The sequence below is a fragment of the Sphingobium fluviale genome, from assembly GCF_004122115.1.
Classification (GTDB): domain Bacteria; phylum Pseudomonadota; class Alphaproteobacteria; order Sphingomonadales; family Sphingomonadaceae; genus Sphingobium; species Sphingobium fluviale.
In genome coordinates, this window is record NZ_SBKP01000004.1 from 157120 (window position 1) to 180312 (window position 23193).

Below are 23193 nucleotides of genomic sequence, written 5' to 3' on the forward strand. Positions count from 1 at the left end.
GCTTCCACTTCATTATAGGAAGGGAGGCGGGCAGTATTTGCCGGGTGGAGGCAATTTTTGCCGGATTAGGTGAGGCCCAGGGCGGCAAGCTCCGCGTGAATCGCGCGCTGGCGCTCGGCTGCGTCAAGGCGCATGCCGCCGCCCTCCCAGCGCAGATGCGCGTCGCCCATGGCAAGCGCGTCGTCATGCAGTACCACGAGGTTGAGTCTGCGCCGGTCGCCCGCCTGCCGGGTGGCGATGCGCGCTTCGATATCGGGCGCGAGATCGGGGTGTACGCTGATTATCACCTCCTGCCCGCGCGCGATTTCGCTCAAGACCCGCCCGATCGCCTGATCGATCGCCTCGCCCGGCGCATCGGATAGCGCGCGCGCCGCCAGCGCCTCGCCGATGCTGAGCGCGAGCGTTGTGGCCTCTTCGCGCAGTTGCTCGGTTATCGCGTCACGGCCATGCTCGAACTCTTCCGATGCGGTGTGGAGCGCGTCCCAGGCGGAAAGCAGAGCCTGCTCCCGTTCGGCACGCATCTGGGCAAGAGCCTCCATATAGCCCTCGCTGCGTGCGCGGGCGATGGCGACGGACTGATCGGCACGCAACGCCTCCATCTCCGCCCGCACGGCTGCGAGAGCCAGCGCGGCATCGGTGATCGGGATGTCGTCGCCCTGCGGCGGGTCAATAAAATGTGTGGCGAAGCGGAAGGGCTGTGCGCCGCGAGACTGGTCCAATTGCGCGGCCTCCGGTTAGATGATCATCGTTTCGTCGTCCTTGGGATCGACAAGCACGATCTCTCCCCGGTCGGCCAGCAGCTTGGCGAGGCGCACGAGGCCGCCTTGAGCCTCCTCACATTCGCGCGCGCGCACCGGCCCCATGCTGGCCATATCCTCGCGCAGCATCTTGGCCGCGCGCTCGGTCATCGCCGCGAGGAAGATGGCGCGCATCTCTTCGGGCGCGCCCTTGAGCGCCAGCGCCATCTGGCGCTTGTCGGCATTTTTCACCAGCGCGGCGATGGCGGCGGGCATCAGATTGGCAAGGTCGTCGAAGGTGAACATCAGCGCACGGATGCGTTCCGCCGAGTCGGGCGCACGGGCGTCCAGCGCGCCGAGGATCGCCTCCTCGGTCGCGCGGTCGAACGCGTTGAACACATCCGCCATCGACTCGTGTGGATCTTTGCGCTGAGAGCGGGAGAGATTCGTCATGAACTCGTTCTTGAGCGTGTTCTCGATCTCCAGCACGATCTCGCGTTGCACCGGCTCCATCCGCAGCATGCGCTGGATCACGTCGATGGCGAAGTCGCGCGGCAGGGCGGAGAGTACGCGCGCGCAATGCTCAGGCTTCAGCTTGGCGAGGATGACGGCGACGGTCTGGGGATATTCGTTCTTCAGGAAGGCGGCGAGCACGGTTTCCGAGACGTTGGAGAGCTTGTCCCACATGGTGCGGCCGGATGGCCCGCGAATATCTTCCATCACCTCCTTCAATTTGTCGTCGGGCAGGATCCCTTCAAGCAGCCGCTCGGTCGTCTCGAAGCTGCCGTGCAGCGAGGAGATGGTCGATACTTCGCTGGAAAACAGCACGAGCAGATGCTCGACGATGTGCGCAGGCACGCGCCCCAGCTGCGCCATCGTGGTGGATAGCTCCTTCACCTCATCGATGCCGAGTTGCTGCCAGATCAGCGCGCCATTCTCCTTGCCCAGCGCCAGCATCAGCGCGGCGGCGCGCTGCATGCCGGAGAATTTCTTGAGCTCGCTGGGTTCGATCAACTGCTGCATCGGCTTGGACTGGCCCTGTTAACCACGAATTTCCGCCACTCGCGCACGGGTGGAGGCCTATCCCGCTATTATAGGAGAAAGACGGAGCATCGCGGATCGGAGCAAAGACGAAGGCGTAACGGCGTGACGACAAGCATTTCGAACAGTCTGGTTGGCTTGAGCCTGCTTACGGGCGGGAACGGCTTTGCCGCGCTTGGCGGGGTGCAAAAGGTCGAGTCCGCCGCCGTGCGCCTCGCCAAGGCGGGCTTCACGCTGGCGCCGACCACGCCGCCGTGGAAGGATGCGAAGGCACCACCGCCGGACAGCGCGCAGGTGGCCGCGATCAAGCGCCTCGGCTCGATCATCGACAAGGCCGACGCCAGCCTGCCCGCCGATGTTCAGACCAGCTTCACCGCCTATAAGGCGCTCGACCGGCTGCGCGTACTCGCCCAGACCGCGTCCGCCGCCACGACCGGCAGCGGCGAACGGACGAAGCTCGATTCGCTGTTTGCCAGGGGGCTGGCCGATCTTCAGGCCTTTCTGGGGCAGGCGCCTTCCGAGACGCTCGACCTTGCCTTCGGCATTCCCACGCGCCGGGCGGAAAGCGTGAGCCTGCCCGTGCCCGCCGCGCTGGAGGTGAAGGGGCAGGGCGTGCTGTCCGCACGCGATACGCCGATACCGGGCATGGCGGGGACCGAGCAATTCACGCTGACGCTGACCAAGCCGGGAGGCGGAACGCCCGATGTGGTGAGCGTGGATTTGACCTCCACGCCCCAGCCGCCGACGCTCGATAGCGTGGCGAACGCGATCAACGCAGCCATTTCCGCGATTCCGCTGCGCAATCCGGACGGAAGTGTGTTTATCGATCCTGCCACCGGCCAGCCGCAGCCCAAATGGCTTGTGCGCTTCGTGCCGGACAAGAGCACCGACAAATGGGGCTTTGCGATCAAGAACCCGGCGCAGGAGCAGGTGTCGATCGTGCAGGACAATGCGCCCGACGCGGTGATGGTGGCGGCGGGACAGACTGCGCTGGACTCGCCGGAGCAGGTGCGGCTGTTGCGCTTTGACGACCCCGCCAATGGCGGAGCGCAGCACAGCTATGGCCCGATTGCGGGCTATGACCGCCTCGGCACCGAGCTGGCGAAGCTTTCCGCGCCCAAGACCACCGCGCCCAAAGGCGTCACCCTCTCGCAGCCGCAGGTTTTTGCGCCGACCAGCGCCGCAGCCATCGCCACCGCAAGCGACGGCAGCAGCTATGTCGTCGGCACTACGGCGGGCGAGCTGGACGCGAACCGGCCGGTGGGCGCGCAGGACCTGATGCTCACCAAGATCGACAGCGAGGGGCGGGTGCTGTGGCAGCAGATGCTCGGCGCGGCGGACAGCGCCAGCGGTGCGGCGGTGAGCATCGCCGCCAATGGCGATGTCGTGGTGGCGGGCACGGTCAGCGGCGCGTTCGACGGCGCGGCGAGCGATGGCGACATGCTGGTCGCGCGTTACACGCAAGACGGCGACGAGCAGTTTGCCACGCTGGTGCGCGCCATCGGCGTCGAGCAGGCGAGCGCGATTGCGACCGGCGCGGACGGCAGCATCTATGTCGGCGGTACGGCGAAGGGCGTCGGCGGCTTCGGTTCCGGCGATGCAGTAATCGCCAAGCTCGACGCCAATGGTTTGGTCACTGCACGGCGGACGATAGACGCGGGCGGTAGCGAGAGCGTGCGCGCACTGGGGATTGCCGCGGATGGCTCGCTGCTCGCGCTCACGAATGAAACCGGCCACGCCGTGCTGCGCCAGATCGACAGCGCAACGCTCGCCACCGACACGGCCAGCATCGACCTTGGCCTAGCAGATGCACGCGCGCTGGCGGTGGCGGCGGATGGGAGCATCGCGGTTGGCGGTGCGACGGATGCGGCGCTGGGTGGCGCGCAGGTCAACGGCATTTCGGGCGGGCGGGATGGCTTTGTCACGCGCCTGACCGCCAGCCTGACGGGCGCGCAGACCAGCTATATCGGCAGCAGCGGCACCGATCAGGTCGACAGCATCGCGTTCCTCAATGGCCGCTTGTATGCGGGCGGGCGGACGAGCGGCGCGCTGCCCGGCGCCATCCGCACCGGGGCCACCGACGGCTTTGTCGTCTCGCTCAATGCTGCATCGGGCGCGCAGCTTTCCGCCAGTCAGTTCGGTCGGGTGGCGGAGCAGACCGGGCCGGTGCGGATCGCGGCTGCGCCCGGCGGGGCGAGCGTGCTGGGCGCGATGGGCCTTGCGCGCGGCACTTTGACCCCGCAGGATTCAGGGCTGCTTACCACGCATACATCACTGCGCGCCGGGGACAGCTTTTCCGTGCGCCTCAACAGCGGCGCGGTGAGGAAGATCACCATCGCGGCGGAGGACACGCTCGCCACCTTGTCCGCGCGGGTGAAGTCCGCGCTGTCCGGCAAAGCGGCGATCACCACGCCGACCGTCAATGGCGAGCGGCTGTTGCGGATCGAGGCGAAGGCGGGCGCGGATGTAGAGCTGATCGCCGGGCCGCAAGGCAGCGATGCGCTTGCCAAGCTGGGGATGGAGCCGCAGCGCCTGACCGTTCCCGCTATTGCCGGACCGAGGGAGCCCAAGGTCCGCCCCGGCGGTACTTTTGGCCTGTCGCTCACCGAAGCATTGTCGATCGGAACGGCGAAGGACGCCGCGATCGCCCTCAAGGTGGTGAAGGACGCGATTTCGGTCAGCCAGACGGCCTATCGTTCGCTTTACTGGGATGATGGCAAGGTTGCGCTTGCCGAGGCAGGCAGCGGGGGAGGGCGCGGACCATCGCCCTATCAGCAGGCGCAGCTTGCGCGCTATCAGGATGCGCTGACCCGCATCAGCGGCATTACGGGCATATTATGAGCGGGCTGAATGATGCCATCGCGCAGGCGATGCGCCATTTGGGCGAGCGACAGCGCGTTATCGCACAGAACATCGCCAACAGCGATACGCCCGGCTATCGCGCGCAGGAGCTTGCCGAGCCGAAGGCCAGCTTTGCCGCGATGGTCGATGGCCGCATCGTCACCGCCCGCCCGCATGTCACGCTGAGCGAGGGCATGCGCCGCCTCGGCGCACGGCAGACGAGCGGCGGGGCGTTGATCCCCGATCCTTCGATCTCTGAGGTGAAGCCAGATGGCAATACGGTGACGCTGGAGGATCAGGTGCTCAAGATGGGGCAGATCCAGGCCGATTATGCCGCGCTCACCGGCCTTTATCGTAAGCAGATGGCGCTCGTCCGTTCCGCGCTGGGCAAAGGCGGCTCTACCTGAATTTAGCTCTGGCGCTTGGTGCCCCTATGTCATAGGCTAAACCGCGTTGCTTTCGCGTTGCCTCCCCCTTCGGCGCGAGAGGGCGTAATGGTCGGGATTACACAAGGGCAATTTCATGGCAAAAGCGGAAGCATGGCGGCTGGAGGCTGACAACTATCCCGTCTCGATCGTCGTCCCGCCCCGATATGCGGACCTCGATACATTAGGCCACATCAACAATGTCGCGATAGCGGCAATGTTTGAAACGGCCCGCGTCCATTTCCATCATCTTCTGGGGCATCACCCGTCGGATTCCGGGGTGCGCTGGCTGGTGGCTGCGGTGGACCTCAAATATGTGACGGAAGCGCACTTCCCCTACGATGTCACTATACACAGCGGCATCGGCCAGATCGGTAATTCAAGCTGGGTGCTCTATTCGGCCGCCTTTCAACAAGGGGAATGTGTGGCGACGTGCGATACCGTGATGGTGCTGCATGGGCCGAAGGGGTCTCGCGTGATTGACCAGCAGGTCCGTGCCGTGATGGAAGCGAATCTCGCCCGGCCGGCCCGGTTGGGCGCAGACTGAGGCCGCTTGTCCAATAAAAAACCCGGCCGTTGCGTGGGCCGGGTCATTCGTCGCCAAGGCGACAGGCTGGCGCGAAGCTTAGCCCTGACGCGCCTTGAAGCGGCGGTTGGTCTTGTTGATGACGTAGGTGCGGCCGCGGCGACGGATCACGCGGTTGTCCCGGTGGCGGTCTTTCAGCGACTTCAGCGAGTTGCGGATCTTCATGGCTTGGCCTTTTTTACGTGATTCTGGTGTCTGATAAAACGAAGCGCTGCCCCTATGGGGATCAGGCCGCAAAGTCAAGGCCGGGGCTGAGGGCTTTTTACAATTCAGCCGATCATCGGGCTTGTTCAGCCTGTGTGCAGCGATACTATGGTGGTTCAATATCGAACAGCAAGGGAGATGGGCCATGTCTAAGCGTATGGCAAAGCACTGGGTGATGGGCGCGCTGCTCCCGGCGGTGGCCCTGTTGGGCGGCTGTGCGACGGCGGTGTCGCCGGTAGAGGTGACGCGCTTTCATGCGCCCGATCCGGTGGCGCGATCGGGCGGGTTTCTCATTGAGTCGATGGTGCCGCAGGCATCGGACTCGATCGAGTTCCGCACCTATGCCGCCGCTGTGAGCCAGGAGATGCAGCGCATCGGCTTTACCGATGAGGCGGGCAAGCAGACACTTGTACCCAGCGAATATGTCGTGCGCGTGGATGCGCAGCGCAGCGTGCAATCCCCCCTTGTTAACCGCTCGCCGGTCAGCGTCGGTGTCGGTGGATCGACCGGCAGCTATGGTAGCGGCGTCGGCCTTGGTATCGGCATTGATCTGTCAGGCAAGCCCAAGAATATTGTGACGACATCGCTCTCTGTTCAAATCCGCAAGCGCGCGGACAATAGCACGATATGGGAGGGCCGTGCGATGACACAGGCGAAGGAAGGCACACCCGCAGCCCAGCCCGGCCTCGCCGCCGCGAAGCTCGCGAGTGCATTATATAGTGACTATCCCGGAAAGTCTGGGGAAACTATCACCGTCAAATGACCGCTGCTTGCGCCCGTTGCATGTGATGACTGTCACGCAGCTACGGGACATGACAGTTTTATTGCATGGACTTAGGGAGGCGCCACCCCAAGACTGACTTCCCGAAGCCCACAGGTGATGCAGCAGGGTCATTGGCAAGAGCTGTATCGCCATCGGGTCGCGTGCCAATGACCACCTACCCCCTATCTATAGGGGAGATTTCATACTTCGGCCGCGAAAGTATCGCACTGGCCGGGGTCGCCGGTTTGCAGTCCGCGCTTCAGCCAATACATCCGCTGCTCGGCGGATCCATGGGTAAACATACTCTCGACCGGCCTGCGCCCCGCCGCTTTCATCAGGGTGTCGTCGCCAATCTGGTGGGCGGCGCGCAGCCCTTCTTCCAGATCGCCCGGTTCCATCAGATTCTGGTCACGTGCGGCCCATACGCCCGCATAACAATCAGCCTGCAACTCCATCCTCACTTGCAAGGCATTGCCTTCCTCCTGACTGGCGCGCTGTTGGGCCTGCCGAACCTTTTCTGAAATACCGGTGACGGTCTGGATATGATGGCCCACTTCATGCGCGATGACGTATCCGATCGGAAAATCGCCAGGCGCGCCCATGCGCGTTTTCAGATCGTTGAAGAACTCGGTGTCGATATAGATTTTCTGGTCTGCGGGGCAATAAAACGGCCCCATAGCCGATTGTGCGGCGCCACAGCCGGACATGCCGTTCTGGCTATAGAATACAAGCGTGGGTTCGGGATAATCGGATCCGTTGGCCGCGAATATTTCCTGCCACCGCCGTTCGGTAGAGCCAAGCACCTGCAGCGACGTGCGCTGTATGTCAGTCAGCCCGGCTGGGTCAGCCTGTTGCGTTTGTTGTTGCGGAGACAGGCTTGAGCCACCCCCGCCCACCAGCGAGCCGAGGTTGAGGCCGCCGCCCATTACCGCGAAGATCAGCAGCGCAATCGCGATGCCGCCGCAGCCGAATTTGCTGCCGATCATCGGAAGAAGCATACCAAGCAGGTTGCCGCCGCCCATTCCGCCGCCGAAGCCACCCCCGCCGCCCTGCTGGACCTCGAAATTGCTGCTTTCTTGCTCGTCGTCCAGGCGCATGAGACGCTCTCCACGTTCGGTCTATTCTGTCAGGAGTAGGGCAATTCACCGCTCAAGAAAAGTGCGCCGGGCTTGGCGCGCTTGTAAATTCACGATATTGCGGTGCAGCGCGATCGGACGCAGATCATTTTTGGGAAAACGCATGACGCTCAGAGGCAAGACAGCGCTTATTACAGGCTCAACCTCCGGCATCGGGCTGGCCTATGCGAAGGCGCTCGCCGGGCAAGGCGCCAACATTATCATCAACGGCTTTGGCGCGCCCGAAGCGATCGAGCAGGAGCGGCTGGCGCTCGAAGGATTGAGCGGCGCGCGCGCGGTCTATTGCGGGCATGATATGACCAAGCCTGATGAGATCGAGGCGATGATGCGCCACGCAGCCGATGCCTTTGGCGGGGTGGACATCCTCATCAACAATGCGGGGATGCAGCATGTCGCCCCGGTCGAGGCATTTCCGGTCGAGAAATGGGATCTTATTATTGCCCTCAACCTCACGTCTGCCTTTCATACCTGCCGCCTCGCCATCCCCTATATGAAGCAGCAGAGATGGGGCCGGATTATCCAGACCGCGTCCGCCCATTCGCTCACCGCATCGCCATTCAAAAGCGCCTATGTTACCGCCAAACACGGCCTTGCGGGTCTCACCAAGACGATCGCGCTCGAAACCGCCACGTTTGGCATCACGGCAAATTGCATCTCGCCCGGTTATGTCTGGACGCCGCTGGTGGAAAACCAGATCCCTGATACGATGAAAGCCCGCAATATGACGCGGGAGCAGGTGATGAACGATGTGCTGCTTGCGGGCCAGCCGACCAAGCAGTTCGTGACGGTGGAGCAAGTGGCGGAGACCGCGTTGTTCCTGTGCTCCGATGCCGCATCCAATATAACCGGCACGAATATTTCCGTCGATGGCGGCTGGACGGCGCAATAGGCAACTTGTCCTTCATGGCTTTGAACCCTAGAGGACGATCCGGGATTGTGAATACGCGGCCACACTCGCCGCGATTCGGGAGGCAGAAATGACACATGTCGATTTCGCGGCCATGCGCGCCGCCATGGTGGCTAGCCAGCTCCGCACCAGCGATGTCAACGATCCGGCCGTACTCGCGGCGATGGCATCTGTGGCGCGCGAGGAGTTTGTGCCCGCTGCCCGGCGCGAGACATGCTATACCGACAGGCCGGTGCCGTTGGGCAACGGAGCGGCGATGAACCCGCCGCTGGCCACCGGGCGTCTGCTCGCTGCCGCGCAGATCGAGCCGGGAGAGAAGGTGCTGCTGCTCGGAGATGCAACCGGCTACACTCTGGCGTTGCTGCGGCATATGGGCGCCGAGGTTGTCTTGTGTGGCGCCAAACCTGCGCAGGGAGACGGCAAACAGGCGCCTTATGATGTCATCCTGATCGATGGGGCGGTGGATGCTCTCCCCCCGGCGCTCAATGCGCAGCTGGCAGAAGGCGGAAGAGTGGCCACGGGCCTGATCGAGCGCGGCGTCACCAGACTGGTTCTTGGGCGCAAGGCTGGCGGCACTCTTGGATTTGCAACGATCGCGGATATGGAGATGGTGCGCGCCAACGGATTTGAGGCCGAGAAAGCCGGCTTCGTCTTTTGACGGGTCGGAAAGGCTTGTAAAACCGCTTCAAGGACGGTGCTTGACACAGCATTTAACCATGTCAATGTGCGCGCGAGACGCGGGGGCGTGGGCAAACAGGTGACCAAAGATATGGGTGATATGAGCAAGGAACCGTCGATGGAAGAAATATTGTCTTCTATCAAGCGGATAATTGCTGATGATGGGGAGATGCCCGCGCGCAAGGAACCCAGGACACCGGCGCGTCGTGAGGCAGACCGCGAATCACGTCGCAAGGCTGTAGTGGCCGGACTGGCCAAGGACGCTGACGCAGGCATTGCTGCATCCTCCTATGTCGACGAGGTGCTGGAGCTGACCGAGGAGATGCCCAGGGTCGGCCAGACAAGCAGGGTTGAAGATCCTGCCGCGGCGCTCGATCTGGAGGAATGGGCTGATGACGCTGTGCTGACGCAGGATGATCAGGACGGCATTGTGCTGGAGCTGAGCGACAGCCTAGACATTGCCGATGAAGTCACAGTTCCTGCTGTAGAGGAAGGAATTGCCATGCCAGCCGTTGCATCTGCTGCGCCCGCGCCGGTAGAGGCCGAGACGATCGTTTCTCATGCTAGCGAGGCTGCCGCGCGCACGTCGCTTGCCGCCCTGTCTTCGCTCCTTGTGAAGCCCGCCGAGCCGGAGGCAGCCGAAAATACGCTCGAAGGGCTGGTGCGCGAGATGCTGCGCCCGATGATGAAGGACTGGCTTGACGCGAACCTGCCTCGCCTTGTCGAGGGCATGGTTGCCAAGGAAATAGCGCGGATCACTGGCCGGTCGCTCTGATTGCTTCTTCTTGCTGCATCCGCGAATTGACCTGCGGAGCATAAGCGTTATTGGCTTTTCGCCATGACAGAGCTTGCAAAAACATTCGATCCCGCCTCCATCGAGGCCCGATGGTATCAGCATTGGGAGGCGAACGGCCTGTTCCGGCCGGAGCGCCCAGATGCGCAGCCCTTCACCATCGTCAATCCGCCGCCGAACGTGACCGGCAGCCTGCATATCGGCCACGCGCTCGATAACACGTTGCAGGACATCATGATCCGGTACGAGCGGCTGCGCGGCAAGGATGCGCTGTGGGTGGTCGGCACCGATCATGCCGGCATCGCGACGCAGATGGTGGTCGAGCGGCAGCTGAACGCCGCCGGGCAAAAGCGGACGGACTATAGCCGCGAAGCGTTCATCGACAAGGTTTGGGAGTGGAAGGCGGAGAGCGGCGGCACGATCACCGGCCAGTTGCGCCGCCTCGGTTGCTCTATGGACTGGTCGCGCGAGCAATTCACGATGGATCCGCATTTCACCCGCGCGGTCGTCAAGGTGTTCGTCGATCTCTACAACGAGGGCCTGATCTATCGCGACAAGCGGCTGGTGAACTGGGACCCCGGCCTCAAGACCGCGATTTCCGATCTTGAGGTGGAAACGCGCGAGGTGCAGGGCAAGTTCTGGCACTTCCGCTATCCGCTGGCTGATGGCGTGCGGCTGGATGATGGCCGCGACTATATCGTCGTCGCCACCACGCGGCCTGAAACCATGCTGGCAGACATGGCGGTGGCGGTGAACGGCGCGGACGCGCGCTATGCCAGCGTCATCGGCAAGTATATCACCCTGCCGATCACCGGGCGGCGCATCCCGATTGTGGCGGATGACCATGCGGACCCGGAGCTGGGCAGTGGTGCGGTCAAGATCACACCGGGGCATGATTTCAACGACTTCGAGGTCGGCAAGCGCGCAGGGTTTGCTGCCGCCGAGATGCTCAACATGCTCGATGCAGATGCGAAGGTCGTGCAGTGCGGCGGGATACCGGACGAGTATCTGGGGCTGGACCGGTTTGAGGCGCGCAAGGCTGTCGTCGCGGCGCTGGAGGCGGCGGGCCTACTGGAGCAGATCGAGGACCGCGTGATCCAGACGCCCTATGGCGACCGCTCCGGCGTGGTGATCGAGCCGTGGCTGACCGATCAATGGTATGTAGACGCTGAAGCTCTAACGCGGGGACCTAAGCGGCTTGTTGAGCGTGGAACGATCGAAATAGTTCCCAAGAGCTGGGAAAAAACATTTTTCCATTGGATGGACAATATCCAGCCTTGGTGCGTCTCCCGCCAGCTCTGGTGGGGGCATCGGATACCGGCTTGGTATGGTCCGAGTTGTGTTCGCACACCTAACGGGTTCTCGACCACCATTGTTGCTACCGGTAAGTATCAAGATGACGCTTGGTTCGAGTTCGTGGGTGAGTCAGAAAATGAGGTAATTGAGGCAGCCAAGAAAAAGTATGCCGAGATTACTGGCCTTAACATTCAGATTAGGATCATAGATCAGGACAGTTCAGAGTATAAGTCTGAGGCTTTTCATGCCCGTCAGATAGATCCTTATACGTATGAGTTTGACCTATATCGGGAAACAGACGTCCTTGACACATGGTTCTCCTCAGCGCTCTGGCCGTTCGCCACGCTCGGCTGGCCGGACGATACTGCACCGCTGGTCGCCAGGCACTACCCCAATGATCTGCTGATTTCCGGTTTCGATATCCTGTTCTTCTGGTGCGCGCGGATGGCGATGCAGGGCATCCACTTCATGAAAGAAGTTCCTTGGAAGCGGCTCTATCTGCATGGGCTGGTGCGCGCGGCGGATGGGCAGAAAATGTCCAAATCCAAGGGCAATGTCGTCGATCCGCTCGGCCTGATCGATCAATATGGCGCGGATGCGCTGCGCTTTTTCATGGCGGCGATGGAAAGCCAGGGCCGCGACGTGAAGATGGATGAAAAGCGGGTCGAGGGCTATCGCAACTTCGCGACCAAGCTGTGGAACGCGACGCGCTTTGCGATGAGCAACGGCATCGGCGCCTCCTCCTCGGTCGCGGCGCCGCCCGCCACGCTTGCGGTGAACAAGTGGATCATCGGCGAAGTGGTGGAAACCCTCGCCGCGCTGGACAAGGCGCTTGCCGAGCTGCGTTTCGACGCGGCGGCGAACGCGATCTATCATTTCGTGTGGGATCAGTTTTGCGACTGGTATCTGGAGCTGATCAAGCCGGTACTACAGACAGAAACCGGGCATCTAACTACAAATTATAATCATGAGCATCGAACCGAAACTCGCGCGGTAGCGGGCTGGGTGCTCGACCAGATACTGGTGATGCTGCACCCGTTCATGCCGTTCATCACCGAGGAATTGTGGCATGCGCTTGGGCAGCGGGAGTATGACCTTATCGTCGCCAAATGGCCGGAACCTGGAGCTGCGGTGGACGCTGAGGCGACGGCCGACATAGAATGGCTCGTTAAACTAGTGAACGAAATTCGTGCGGTCAGGACCGAACTGGGAGTGCCAGCGTCAGCTAAATTGAAAGCGGTAATTACCGAAGCGAACGATCTAACGCTGTCACGTATTTCACAAAATCTGCCCTCGATAAGCCGGTTGGCGCGTGTTTCTGAGCTGTTCGAACGGAAATTCAAATTTGGTTCTGAAATAACATTGACTGGACCGGCAGCAGGCCCACCAGATAAAGATTTGCTCGTTGGCGGATCAGCTCAAGTTGTCGTTGACGAAGCGACATTTGTGCTTCTCCTCGAAGGCGTGATCGACATCGCTGCCGAGAAAGCGCGCCTCAGCAAGGCAAAGGACGCGGCAGAAAAGGAGGCGGCGTCGCTCTCTGCCCGCCTCAATAACCCCGCGTTCGTCGAGAAGGCCAAGCCTGAAGCGGTGGAGAAGGCCCGCGCGGATCATGCTGAAAAATCCGCCGAGGCGGAGCGGCTGGCGGCGGCGCTGGCGCGGTTGGGATAGGCGCATACCAGAGTCAGCGGCGGTTCATCCGCGCCGCCCTATCGCCGCTGCGAGCAGGTGCGAGGGGAGAGGCGCGCTTGCCGGATGAAGTTTTAGCCGCCAAGGACATGCCTTTTATGCGCCCACTCCTGTTGCCAGCCAGCCTCCTCGTAGCCAGCTTTGTCCCAGCCGTCGCGCAGGGGCAGGCGCAAAAGCCGCAGGTGGACGATCAGGCCGAGGAGGAGATCGTCGTCACCGCCTCATCGCGCCTGCCTGGTGGCGCATTGGGCGAGATCAAGCCGGAGGTGTCGCTGGGCGCGGCGGATGTGCGGGCGCTGGGCGTCAGCAGCGTGACCGAGATTTTGGCCGAGCTGGCGCCCCAGATCAGGGGGACGGGCGGCGGCCAGCCGCTGATCCTGCTCGAAGGGCGGCGGGTTTCCGGGCGGCAGGAGATAGAGCGCATCCCCTCCGAGGCGATCGCGCGGGTCGATGTTCTGCCGGAGCAGGTGGCGCTCAAATATGGCTATCCGGCCGATCAGAAGGTCGTCAACTTCGTGCTGCGCAAACGGTTTCGCGCGTGGACGCTGGACGGGCGGCAGCGGTTCGCCACCGAGGGGGGCGGCGGGCGGACCAACGCGGAGGCGAGCTATTTCTCGGTGCGGGATGGTGCGCGTTTCAACCTCAGTGCCGAATATATCGACACCGCGATGCTGACCGAGGCGGAGCGCGGGCTGGCGGCGGCGGGGGGCGCAAGCGGGCGCTCGCTGATCGCATCACGGCGGGAGTTCGAGGCGAATGTCGCCTATCACCGCCCGTTGTCCGAGCGGCTGGATGCCAGCGTCAACGGCGTGTTGAGCAGCGACGAGAGCCGGGCGCTCACCGGCGCGATAGGCGCGCAGACGCGCACCACCAGCAGCCAGACCGCGCATCTTGGCACGACGATGAACCTCGATGTCGCGCGGTGGCGGGGGACGTGGACGAGCGCGTATGATCATAGCGAATCGAGGGCTATTTCCACGGTGATAGCGCCTGGCCAGCCGGCGGATCAGGCGCGCAGCAACAATGATCTGCTAGTGAGTGACATTAGCATTAATGGACCGGTGGCACGGCTGCCCGCGGGCGAGGTATCGCTGACCGCGCGGGCGGGCGGCACGCTTTCCCGCTATGACAGCCAGTCCCTGCGCGCCGCTAATCAGCAGTCCGCCTCCCTGAAGCGCACCAGCGGCCTCGGCTCGCTCAGCCTCGATGTTCCTGTGCTGGACAGCCCGACGCGCTGGATCGGCGACCTCTCCCTTAACGCCAATGTGCAGGGCGAAACACTGTCTGATTTCGGCACTGTGCGCGGCTTTGGCGGCGGGTTCAGCTGGGCGCCGATCAAGACCGTGAGCCTCGTCGGCTCCTATAAGGATGCGCAGAGCGCGCCGACCGTCCAGCAGCTCGGCGATCCGCAGATCATCACGGATTCCGTGCGCTATTTCGATTATGTGCGCGGGGAGAGCAGGCTGGTGCGGCTCACCTCTGGCGGCAATCCGGCGCTGGATAAAGCGCAGGTGCGCGAATGGCGGCTGGGGCTGAACGTCAAGGCGATGGACAAGCCCAACCTCAGCCTTTCGCTCGATTATACACGCAAGCGCACCGAAAACGGCATTGTCGCGCTACCCACGCTCACCGCCGCGAGCCTCGCCGCCTATCCCGGTCGCTTCAATTTCGACCCTTCCGGAGCGTTGATCGGGGTGGATGCGCGCGCCGTCAACATTGCGGAGCAGCAGAGCGATGTGCTGCGCTGGGGCATCAATTTCTCGAAATCGCTCAAGACACCGCAGGCGCAGATAGACGCGATCCGATCCTATATGGCGCAGCGGTTTCCCGGTGGGCCGCCGGGTGTGGAGCAGGGTGGTAGCCTGGGCGCCGGAGCGGCGGCGGCTCCTGGCGGCGGCCCGGCACGCGGCGGTGGGGGCTTCGGTGGGCGCGGAGGCGCCGCGGGCGGCCGTCTCAGCTTCTCGCTTTACCACAGCATCCACCTGACCGAGACAGCGACGCTTATCGCCGGGCAACCGCAGATCGACCTGCTGAACGGCGGCACCTTGAATGGCGGCGCGCCCCAGCCCCGGCATGAGGTGGAAGCGACGGCGGGCTATAATCGGGGCTGGCTCGGCGGGCGGCTGACCGCCAACTGGCAGAGCAGCGCGCAGGTGCGGGACCCCGGCGGCGCGCCCACGGGGAACCTGCGTTTCGATGATCTCACCAAGGTCAACCTGCGCATGTTCATCAATGTCGGGCAAATCCCCTCGGTGTTGCGCAATCATCCATGGCTGTTTGGTACGCGCATCGGGGTGGGCGTGGGCAATATTTTCAATGCGCGTCAGAAGGTGACGGATGGCACCGGCGCAACGCCGCCCGCCTATAGCGGCGCACAGCTCGATCCGCTGGGGCGGACGATTACGATCAGTGTGCGTAAACTCTTGTTTTGAGGGTTACAGGCCAAGCTGCGCGCGTTCTTCGGGCGAGAGTTGCTCGCGCACCATCTGTTGGAAAATCGCCCGCGCGCCCGGCCCATTGAAGTGCTGGCGGTCATAATAAGCGGGGTCTTGTCCGGCGGTAAGGGCGCACTGTTTTGCCGTGGCGTCACACAGGGCCGCGCGCGGTGAAAGATAGGTGGCGAACTGACGCGCCAGCGGGGCGAGGCGGGCGTCGGCCTGCCAGATATGGCGGCTAAGGTAATGCGCGGGCAGATCCGGCTCTCCGCGCACCCGCGCCGCAGCCATCAGTTTCGGCACGCGCACGCTATATTCGGGCGTCGGGCCGATGACGAGGATCGGTGCGCCGATGTGCTTGAGGCGCTCGCCCAGTGCAGCCACCTGTGCGGGGTTGAGGCGCTTCACCTGCCAGCTGACGACAATGAGGTCAGGCTTTGCCCGCGCGGTGACATCGAGCGCCTTGCGGATCAGCTGGCCGCAGGGGGTCTGGGCAGCCTGTGGGCTGAGCGCGCCATCGGGCGCGCAGGCGGCGTAGGTCGCCTCCATCACGCGCGCTCTGGGGATGGCATCGAGCGCGGGGCGGAACATGTTGGCGTGGCTGTCTCCCAACAGCAGGATGCGCCGTTCGCCGGGCTTGACGGCAGGCGCGAGGCAGTCTGCGGGGAATTGGGCAGGGTCGTCGCGCTCGGTAAGGATGCAGCGGCGCCACGGGTTGTCCTCCGCGCCTTGCACAAAGCTGGCGATGCGCACCGTCTCGGCATCGAACCGGGCGGGGAAGCCCTTGGCGACGACGAGCAGCGCGCACAGGCCCAGCACCAGCGCCGCGCCGCCGCCGGTCCAGGCTAGCAGCGCGCGGCCGGGCATCGTCGTGCCCTTGCGGAACGGCTGTTCGACAAAGCGCCAGCTTGCCCATGCGGCAAGGAAGGCGAAGGTGACGATGGCGGCGCTCAAGGTGTTGGAGGGCACATCGACCAGCGCAATCTCGCGCGCGAAGACGATGGCGGGCCAGTGCCACAGATACAGCGAATAGGAGATGAGGCCGACCCACAGGAAGGGCTTGAACGCCAGCACCCGCGCGACGCCGCTGCCCCCATGTTGCCCCGTCCAGATGATGAGCGCGGTGCCCAGCACCGGCGGCACGGCGGCGAGGCCGGGCCAGCCCATATCGGGCCGCAGCAGCGCGAGGCTGAGCACGATCAACGCCGCGCCCAGCCCTGCGACCACTTCCCGCGCCCAGCGCGCCGCCAGAAGGGGAAGCGACAGCCGATTGAGGATCACGCCCGCCAGCAGCTCCCACGCGCGGCCCTGCGGCAGGTAGAACGCATCGATGGGCGCGCTTTGCACTTGGCTGACATTGAGCACGAGCGATCCGGCGAGCATCAGCACCAGCGCGGGGAGGATCGCGCGGCGCGCATATTTCGCCAACAGCGCGAGAACGACCGGCGCGAGTATGTAGAACTGCTCTTCCACCCCCAGCGACCAGGTGTGGAGCAGTGGCATGTCTGCCGCCGCCTCGTTGAAATAATCCACCGTGTGCCAGAAATAGAGGTTGGAGGCCGAGAGCAGCGCCGCCGCCGCCGAGACGCCGCCCTGTTCCAGCTCGCTCGGCATGAGGAGAAGCGCGGAAGCGCCAAGCACGGCAAGGATGCTCACCAGCAGCGCGGGCACGATCCGCCGCAGCCGCCGCTCGTAAAAGCGCAGGAACGAAAACTCCCCCGCCGCGCACTCACGCAAGATGATCCCGCCGATGAGATAGCCCGATATGACGAAGAAGATATCGACGCCGAGCCCACCCGCAGGCAACAGGCTGGGCCGCAGATGATAGGCAAAGACGCTCAAGACCGCGACCGCGCGCAGCCCGTCTATATCCGGCCGGTATTTCATGCCGCCTTCATGCCGCATAGGTGCGGGTGCCCCCTGACAGATCGGTTGTCGCCCGTTTTTTCATGACGGCAGCGCCGCCGATATGCAAATGCGTTAAGTGTGTTATGGCAAGGCCGGGGCGATCAGATCACGATAGCGCCCGCCGGCTGGCGCAGCTCGTCGGTGAGCGAGGCGACCTTGAGGCGCAGCTCGTTGACGTTGGTGGAAACGTCGGCGGCGATGCCCGACACCATCGCGACATTCTTGATGCCGTTGCTGGCGGCTTCGCCCGCGACACCCGCGATGCTCTCAAGCTTTGCCGAGAGGGCGACGAGCTGATCGACGCTGCGATCGACTTGCCCCAGCGAGAGTGACTGGCCCGCGACGACATTCTCGATCGTCTCCGCCGCCTGCGAGGCGGGGCTGAGCGCTCCGATCAGGTCGTTGATGGCTTCGATTGAGCGGCGCTTGGTTTCAGCGATCTCGGCGAGCTGCTCGCTCACCTGATGGGTCAGGCCGGCGGTGTGCGCGGCCAGCGCCTTCACCTCGCCCGCAACGACTGCAAAGCCCCGCCCGCTTTCGCCCGCGCGCGCCGCCTCGATCGTGGCATTGAGGGCCAGCAGGTTGGTCTGCGAGGTGATCTCGCCGATCATTTCCGAGATGCTTCGGATGCGGCTGATTGCCTCCCCCACATCACCGATGCGCTCCGCCACCACACCTGCCTTTTCAATCGCGGCTTCAAGCGACTGATCCGTCACCTGCGTGTGGGATTGCACGGAGGAACAGGACTGCGAGAGATGATGGGTGGCGCTGATAACATCGTTCAGCCGTTCGCGCGCAGCGGCGCTGGCAGACTGCACATCGAGCGCGGAAACATGGGTCGATTCGGCGGAGTGGCGCAGATCGCCGGATTTCTGGCCCAGTTCCGACACCATGTCATAGAGCGACGCGACGAAAGCCATCACCTCCTGGTCTATGCGGTCGGCAATGTCCTTCATCACCGCATCGCGCATGGCCTCTGCGCGCATATGGGCCTGCGCCGATTCGGCCAGCAGCTTGGCGTTCTCCTCCCGCGCAGCTTCCACCGCTTTGGTCAGGTCTTGCTGACGGGTGCGCTCTGCCGCCATCTGGGCCTTCTGTTCGATGAAATTGTCATGCGCCCTCTGTGCCTGCGCCAGCGCGTTGCGGCTCATGCGCAGCACCATCAATATTCCTGCGATGAAGCAGAGCGCGAACGCGATTGTAAAGGGAAAGACAATGATGCGCAGGCGCGAGCCGGGGCGGGCAGAATCCCAGTGCAGGCATCCGATCATCCGGCCGTCTGAAGCTTGCAGCGCGATGCCGTCCGGCCGTTGCTCCGGCATACCTACCCGGATGGTCAGGTTCTTGAGGCTGTAATTGCGGGCAAGCTCGTTGAGCATCGGGGTGTCCAGCTCTTTGGCGAACAGCAGCATGGTGGACGCCTGGCCCTTGCGCAGCCGCACCTGGCCGTCGCTGGGCACGATGGCGGCCATGCCCATCAGCGTGGGGCGGCCACCGGCGACCGTGAGGCTGACGAGGCGCTTGTCTTGCCCTGTCGGGGCCGCGCGCATTTCTTTCAGCATCCGCGCATAGTCCTTGCCGAAGACCGCCGCAGGATCGAGAGCCTTCTGCTTGTCGCGATAGCTGCTGTAGATGATCTCGTCGTCCGGCCCGATGACGAAGCTGTAGTCATATCCCTGAATTTCATAGAGATAGGGGCCGAGATTGGTATTCGCCCAGTTGATGTTGCGGCTGAGCACCATGTTCTCTACCGCGTCGTTCCAAACGCCATAGTCACCCAGATTGCGGGTGAGAAACTCCTCGCGCGAGTGCAGGGCCGCGCTGGCGAGGTTGCGCTCCTGTTCCATTTGCAGGGCGTCCTGCGCATATGTCATCCAGATCAGCATGGATATGCCGATGGCGAGGAAAGCAGATACAACGCCAATAAGCGGCAAACCGAACTTGCGGAGGAACGTTGAAGGGCGGGTCCATGGCATGATGTTCGGCGGCTCAGTATGTTTTGGTTCGTTGCGACTATGCGATAGCGATAAAGTATTGAAAAACAGTATCATTGCGGATGTCTGAGAATCCGGTGGCGGCGTTCGGCAAGATTTGCCGCTTGACCGGAACCTCTGTCGGCATATGGCCGTTTATGCCAAGGTGCGGGTTGCGGTGGTGGCATGATAGCCTTATCGGACTTGTGCAAACTCGAAGTCGTTTCATGGAAGGCTGGATTTGGGCACGCCTTTGCTCACTATTGCATTGATGATGGCCCCGGCACGGGCGGACACGAGCATCGGCGGTCCACCGCCAGTGGTGCCAGCACCTCCGCAGGCGACCGCGCCAGCACCGCCCACATCGCCAGAGGGGCAGGACGTCATCACCGTATCGGCAGAGCGCGGCGCGCCCAAGGAAGATCCGGCGCAGGCGGTCAATCAGCTGAGCTATGAAGCGGTACAGGCGATCGACAAGGCGGTGATCGGCCCGGTTGCGCGGGAATATAAGGAAAGCGTGCCGAAAAAGATGCGCAAGAGCGTGCGCAACGTCATCAATAATCTGGATGAGCCGATTGTTTTCGTGAACTTCCTGCTGCAGTTCAAGGTCGGCAAGGCGGCAGAGACGCTGGCGCGCTTTGGCCTCAATTCCACTGTCGGCCTGGCCGGGGTGATGGATGTGGCCAAGAAAAAGCCGTTCAATCTGCCCCGCCGGTCCAACGGCCTTGCCGATACCCTGGGCTATTATGGCGTGGGGCCGGGGCCGTATCTTTTTCTGCCGCTGATCGGATCGACGACAGTGCGCGATGTGTTCGGCCGAATGTTGGATCTGAGCCTTGTGCCGGTGGTGGCGGGAAAGCCGTTTAACACACCATATTATGCCTTGCCCAAAGGCGGCCTGAGCGCGCTGGACGAACGCGCCGAGTTTGACGACGAGCTGAAGGAGATCCGCGAGAGCGGCAATCCCTATGCGGCCCAGCGCACGTATTATCTTAACAAGCGCAAGGCGGAGATTCTGGCGCTGCACAGCGAGGAATATCGCATCAGGAAGATGGCGGAGGAAGCCGCAAAGCAAGCCGCCGATGCCGCTGCCGCCGCTAGCCGGAACGAGGGTGGCGTAAGCGCGCCCTCTGCTCCGGCAGCGCCCGCGCCCGCTGCGGCAGAGCCAGCGCCTCCTGCGCTCCCTGCGCCAGCGCCACAGCCCACTCAGCCCTGACGCCTGCGCCATAGCCAGGCGTCACGCCGCGTGCGCTATCCCGCCTGCCGAGCGAAAGGCGCGGCTGGTGAGGGGCACGTCGTTGTTCGGCATGTCGATCTGGAAATTGCCCACCAGCTTGGCGAGAGATTCCGCCTCGCCCGCGAGGTTGCGGGCAGAGGCGGTCGATTGCTCGACCATCGCGGCGTTTTGCTGCGTCATCTGGTCCATCTCGCCGACGGCAGTGTTGACCTGAACCAGCACCAGCGATTCCTCCTCTACCGAGCCTGCGATATTGCGCACCAGCTTGGTGATCTCGCTCACCCGCTCGACGATATGATCCAGCGTTTCGCCCGCCTGCCCCACCAGGCGCACGCCATTCTCCACCTGCTGCGCGGAGGAGGTGATGAGCTTTTTCACATCGTTGGCGGCGTCTGCCGTGCGTTGGGCAAGGCCGCGCACTTCGGCGGCGACGACGGCGAAGCCATCGCCCGCATCGCCCGCACGCGCCGCCTCTACCGCTGCGTTCAGCGCGAGAAGGTTGGTCTGGAACGCGACATTGTCGATCAATGCGATGATCTGGCTGATCTGTTTCGAGCTGTTCTCGATCTCGTCCATCGCGGCGATGGCATCATGCACGATCCGACCGCCCTGCTCGGCGGCGTCGTGCGCATCCTGCACCGCGCTGTTGGCCTCCTTGGCGGCATCGGCGGTTTCGCGCACCGAGCCGGTGGCGGTGGTCATCGAGGCGGAGGTTTGCTCCAGCGCGGCGGCCTGTTGCTCGGTGCGGATCGACAGGTCGTTTGAGGCCTGCGCGATCTCGCCGGTGCCAAGACGGATGGCCTGCGAGGCTTCCGAAACGGCGCGCAGGGCGCTGCCCATCGCGGTGAGGGCAGAGTTGAAGTCCTGCCGCAGCTCTTCGTACTGGCCCTCGAACTGGTCCTCTATGCGATAGCTGACATCGCCGTTGGCGAGGTGGCGCAGCGCGATGGACAGCGCATCGATGATGCGGGTGCGCTCGGCCTGTTGCTGGCGGCCCAGCTCTTCCAGCGCGCGCTTGTCTACTTCCGCCTGACGGAAGTTGACGAGGGCACGGGCGACATCGCCCATCTCGTCGGAGCGCGTGTCGCCCTCGATCGCCACAGAGAGATCGCCGTTCACCATCGCGCGCATCGTCTCCGCCGTGCGGGCCAGCGGGGCGGAGACGCGGGTGAGCATCATCCATGCGAAGGCGCCGACGCCTGCGAGTATCATAACGCCAAGGATGCTGAGCACCAGAATGACGCTGCTGAGGGTGTCTTTGCCCTGCTGCTCGATTTCACTTGTCGCGGCGTTCAGTTCGGTCACGACATTGTCCATCGTGGCGCGATGCTGGCGGTAATGCGGCGCCATCAGCTTGTCGTGCACGTGGCGCGCGGCAGCTATGTCACCGCGGCGCAGGGTGGGGATCAGCTGCTGCTCCGCAATAGCGAACACCTTATCCGATTCGGCAAGCGCGGCGTTGAGCTCTTGGCGCATCTTCGATGGCAGCTCCTGCGCCAACCAGTAGCGTTTGCGCTCCTCATATTCGGTTTTCAGCGTGCCGATATTGTCGATATGGAAGTTCATGCGGTCCGGCTCGTCGATCGCCAGCGTCATTTCCAGATAGGGGCGTACGATGAACAGCGGCGGGGGCATCGCATCTCCGCCCAATTGCAGGAACTTGCGTTGCTCGGTTTCCAGCGGACCGCCGAGGCGGATCATGTTAATGTCTCTCACCGCGACGATGCCGCCAATGGTGAGGAGAAGAATCAGCGCCAGCGCGCTCAGTTGGATAAGCTTGCGAATGGTCATGCCCAAGTTCCTGAGAGAGTGTCCTTGAGGGGCATTATAGGAAGGGCGGGGGGCAGACGGTTTTAAGGTTAATGTTTTATGCAAAGCAGGGTGGAGGCGTTGTTCCCGCCTGCGCGCTTGACCGCAACCGGAGGCACCGTTATAGGGCGCGCTGCCTCGCGGCCAGTAGTTGGGGATTCTCGCCCGTCCGTTTCGCGGATTTGCGCAGTTCCGAAGTGCCGATTGCGGGTCATAGATAAAGAGCTGAACATTGCCGGCTTGTCTTGCAGGTCCAGGGGGTCATTGGCCGCCGGGGCCGTTGCTGTCGTGATAAACCACAGCGGCAACAAGGGACGGGTGCGGTAAAGTAACTGAGAAGGTGAAGGGCTTCATGCCAACGATTAACCAACTGGTCCGCAAGGGCCGCGAGCCGCAGAAGGCCAAGAGCAAGGTCCCTGCGATGGAAGCGAACCCGCAAAAGCGCGGCGTTTGCACCCGTGTCTATACCACGACCCCGAAAAAGCCGAACTCGGCGCTCCGCAAGGTTGCCAAGGTGCGCCTGACCAACCAGCGCGAGGTCATCACCTATATTCCGGGTGAAGGCCACAACCTGCAGGAGCACAGCGTCGTGCTGATCCGCGGCGGCCGTGTGCGCGACCTTCCCGGTGTGCGCTATCATGTGCTGCGCGGCGTGCTCGATACGCAGGGCGTCAAGGATCGCAAGCAGAGCCGTTCGAAGTACGGCGCGAAGCGTCCGAAGTAAGGCAGGGGAGA

General features: G+C 63.3%; 18 protein-coding genes. 11 read left to right on the forward strand and 7 right to left on the reverse strand.

Annotated features, from left to right (window positions below; all coding sequences use genetic code 11):
* Window positions 1-65: 65 nt before the first annotated feature.
* Together EQG66_RS06330 and EQG66_RS06335 are read right to left on the reverse strand one after the other, a co-directional pair.
* Window positions 66-719, reverse strand: a complete 654-nt coding sequence (locus tag EQG66_RS06330; RefSeq protein WP_129403750.1) for a FliH/SctL family protein — start codon at window positions 717-719, stop codon at window positions 66-68.
* A 15-nt stretch (window positions 720-734) separates the two neighbouring features.
* Window positions 735-1760, reverse strand: coding sequence for a flagellar motor switch protein FliG (locus EQG66_RS06335; protein ID WP_129403751.1), 1026 nt, complete (start codon window positions 1758-1760; stop codon window positions 735-737).
* Between the two features lie 123 nt (window positions 1761-1883).
* Between EQG66_RS06335 and EQG66_RS06340 the strand changes: the two genes are divergently transcribed.
* From EQG66_RS06340 to EQG66_RS06350, 3 genes are all read left to right on the forward strand, one after another.
* On the forward strand, window positions 1884-4619 hold the full coding sequence (locus EQG66_RS06340; RefSeq protein WP_129403752.1) for a hypothetical protein: 2736 nt from the start codon (window positions 1884-1886) through the stop codon (window positions 4617-4619).
* Complete coding sequence (locus tag EQG66_RS06345) at window positions 4616-5026, forward strand: flagellar basal body protein (RefSeq protein ID WP_245987907.1); 411 nt, start codon at window positions 4616-4618, stop codon at window positions 5024-5026. Before EQG66_RS06340 ends, EQG66_RS06345 begins: the two co-directional genes overlap by 4 nt.
* Before the next feature lie 115 nt (window positions 5027-5141).
* Complete coding sequence (locus EQG66_RS06350; RefSeq protein ID WP_129403753.1) at window positions 5142-5591, forward strand: acyl-CoA thioesterase; 450 nt, start codon at window positions 5142-5144, stop codon at window positions 5589-5591.
* Window positions 5592-5669: 78 nt separating this feature from the next.
* Here the strand turns inward: EQG66_RS06350 and ykgO are convergent, their stop codons facing one another.
* On the reverse strand, window positions 5670-5795 hold the full coding sequence (gene ykgO / locus EQG66_RS06355; RefSeq protein WP_003046794.1) for a type B 50S ribosomal protein L36: 126 nt from the start codon (window positions 5793-5795) through the stop codon (window positions 5670-5672).
* 184 nt (window positions 5796-5979) lie between these two features.
* On the opposite strand from ykgO, the gene EQG66_RS06360 reads away from it, so the two are divergent.
* Window positions 5980-6597, forward strand: a complete 618-nt coding sequence (locus EQG66_RS06360) for a DUF4136 domain-containing protein (protein ID WP_425470224.1) — start codon at window positions 5980-5982, stop codon at window positions 6595-6597.
* 200 nt (window positions 6598-6797) lie between these two features.
* Here EQG66_RS06360 and ypfJ read toward each other — a convergent pair whose 3' ends face one another.
* Window positions 6798-7694 carry a KPN_02809 family neutral zinc metallopeptidase gene (gene ypfJ / locus EQG66_RS06365; RefSeq protein WP_129403754.1) on the reverse strand — a complete coding sequence of 299 codons (897 nt, stop codon included), beginning with the start codon at window positions 7692-7694 and terminating at the stop codon, window positions 6798-6800.
* Window positions 7695-7836: 142 nt separating this feature from the next.
* On the opposite strand from ypfJ, the gene EQG66_RS06370 reads away from it, so the two are divergent.
* From EQG66_RS06370 to EQG66_RS06395, 5 genes are all read left to right on the forward strand, one after another.
* Window positions 7837-8622 carry a 3-hydroxybutyrate dehydrogenase gene (locus EQG66_RS06370; RefSeq protein ID WP_129403755.1) on the forward strand — a complete coding sequence of 262 codons (786 nt, stop codon included), beginning with the start codon at window positions 7837-7839 and terminating at the stop codon, window positions 8620-8622.
* 88 nt (window positions 8623-8710) lie between these two features.
* Window positions 8711-9298: a protein-L-isoaspartate O-methyltransferase family protein gene (locus tag EQG66_RS06375; RefSeq protein WP_129403756.1), complete on the forward strand. Its 588-nt coding sequence runs from the start codon at window positions 8711-8713 to the stop codon at window positions 9296-9298.
* A 120-nt stretch (window positions 9299-9418) separates the two neighbouring features.
* Window positions 9419-10093, forward strand: coding sequence for a DUF2497 domain-containing protein (locus EQG66_RS06385; protein ID WP_245987908.1), 675 nt, complete (start codon window positions 9419-9421; stop codon window positions 10091-10093).
* A gap of 63 nt (window positions 10094-10156) precedes the next feature.
* A complete protein-coding gene (locus EQG66_RS06390; protein WP_129403757.1) occupies window positions 10157-13078 on the forward strand; it encodes a valine--tRNA ligase in 2922 nt (973 codons plus the stop codon).
* A gap of 116 nt (window positions 13079-13194) precedes the next feature.
* Window positions 13195-15528: a TonB-dependent receptor plug domain-containing protein gene (locus EQG66_RS06395; protein ID WP_164975611.1), complete on the forward strand. Its 2334-nt coding sequence runs from the start codon at window positions 13195-13197 to the stop codon at window positions 15526-15528.
* Between the two features lie 3 nt (window positions 15529-15531).
* On the opposite strand, the gene EQG66_RS06400 is transcribed toward EQG66_RS06395, so the two are convergent.
* Entirely contained in the window at window positions 15532-17436 is a 1905-nt protein-coding gene (locus EQG66_RS06400) for an acyltransferase family protein (RefSeq protein WP_129403758.1), read from the reverse strand.
* A 104-nt stretch (window positions 17437-17540) separates the two neighbouring features.
* The gene (locus EQG66_RS06405) at window positions 17541-19415 is read right to left on the reverse strand and encodes a methyl-accepting chemotaxis protein (RefSeq protein WP_164975612.1); all 1875 of its coding nucleotides are present in this window, start codon (window positions 19413-19415) and stop codon (window positions 17541-17543) included.
* Between the two features lie 238 nt (window positions 19416-19653).
* Between EQG66_RS06405 and EQG66_RS06410 the strand changes: the two genes are divergently transcribed.
* Window positions 19654-20628, forward strand: coding sequence for an MlaA family lipoprotein (locus EQG66_RS06410; protein ID WP_245987910.1), 975 nt, complete (start codon window positions 19654-19656; stop codon window positions 20626-20628).
* Between the two features lie 21 nt (window positions 20629-20649).
* On the opposite strand, the gene EQG66_RS06415 is transcribed toward EQG66_RS06410, so the two are convergent.
* Window positions 20650-22440, reverse strand: coding sequence for a methyl-accepting chemotaxis protein (locus tag EQG66_RS06415; RefSeq protein WP_129403760.1), 1791 nt, complete (start codon window positions 22438-22440; stop codon window positions 20650-20652).
* 370 nt (window positions 22441-22810) lie between these two features.
* On the opposite strand from EQG66_RS06415, the gene rpsL reads away from it, so the two are divergent.
* Window positions 22811-23182, forward strand: a complete 372-nt coding sequence (gene rpsL, locus EQG66_RS06420; protein ID WP_126175288.1) for a 30S ribosomal protein S12 — start codon at window positions 22811-22813, stop codon at window positions 23180-23182.
* The last annotated feature ends 11 nt before the right edge of the window (window positions 23183-23193 follow it).

Excerpts from the sequence above, each read along its gene's own strand:
- EQG66_RS06335 (WP_129403751.1), bottom strand. The coding sequence starts at position 1,760 with ATGCAGCAGTTGATCGAACCCAGCGAGCTCAAGAAATTCTCCGGCATG.
- EQG66_RS06345 (WP_245987907.1), top strand. The coding sequence starts at position 4,616 with ATGAGCGGGCTGAATGATGCCATCGCGCAGGCGATGCGCCATTTGGGC.
- EQG66_RS06350 (WP_129403753.1), top strand. The coding sequence starts at position 5,142 with ATGGCAAAAGCGGAAGCATGGCGGCTGGAGGCTGACAACTATCCCGTC.
- ykgO (WP_003046794.1), bottom strand. The coding sequence starts at position 5,795 with ATGAAGATCCGCAACTCGCTGAAGTCGCTGAAAGACCGCCACCGGGAC.
- EQG66_RS06360 (WP_425470224.1), top strand. The coding sequence starts at position 5,980 with ATGTCTAAGCGTATGGCAAAGCACTGGGTGATGGGCGCGCTGCTCCCG.
- ypfJ (WP_129403754.1), bottom strand. The coding sequence starts at position 7,694 with ATGCGCCTGGACGACGAGCAAGAAAGCAGCAATTTCGAGGTCCAGCAG.
- EQG66_RS06370 (WP_129403755.1), top strand. The coding sequence starts at position 7,837 with ATGACGCTCAGAGGCAAGACAGCGCTTATTACAGGCTCAACCTCCGGC.
- EQG66_RS06375 (WP_129403756.1), top strand. The coding sequence starts at position 8,711 with ATGACACATGTCGATTTCGCGGCCATGCGCGCCGCCATGGTGGCTAGC.
- EQG66_RS06385 (WP_245987908.1), top strand. The coding sequence starts at position 9,419 with ATGAGCAAGGAACCGTCGATGGAAGAAATATTGTCTTCTATCAAGCGG.
- EQG66_RS06390 (WP_129403757.1), top strand. The coding sequence starts at position 10,157 with ATGACAGAGCTTGCAAAAACATTCGATCCCGCCTCCATCGAGGCCCGA.
- EQG66_RS06395 (WP_164975611.1), top strand. The coding sequence starts at position 13,195 with ATGCGCCCACTCCTGTTGCCAGCCAGCCTCCTCGTAGCCAGCTTTGTC.
- EQG66_RS06400 (WP_129403758.1), bottom strand. The coding sequence starts at position 17,436 with ATGCGGCATGAAGGCGGCATGAAATACCGGCCGGATATAGACGGGCTG.
- EQG66_RS06405 (WP_164975612.1), bottom strand. The coding sequence starts at position 19,415 with ATGCCATGGACCCGCCCTTCAACGTTCCTCCGCAAGTTCGGTTTGCCG.
- EQG66_RS06415 (WP_129403760.1), bottom strand. The coding sequence starts at position 22,440 with ATGACCATTCGCAAGCTTATCCAACTGAGCGCGCTGGCGCTGATTCTT.
- rpsL (WP_126175288.1), top strand. The coding sequence starts at position 22,811 with ATGCCAACGATTAACCAACTGGTCCGCAAGGGCCGCGAGCCGCAGAAG.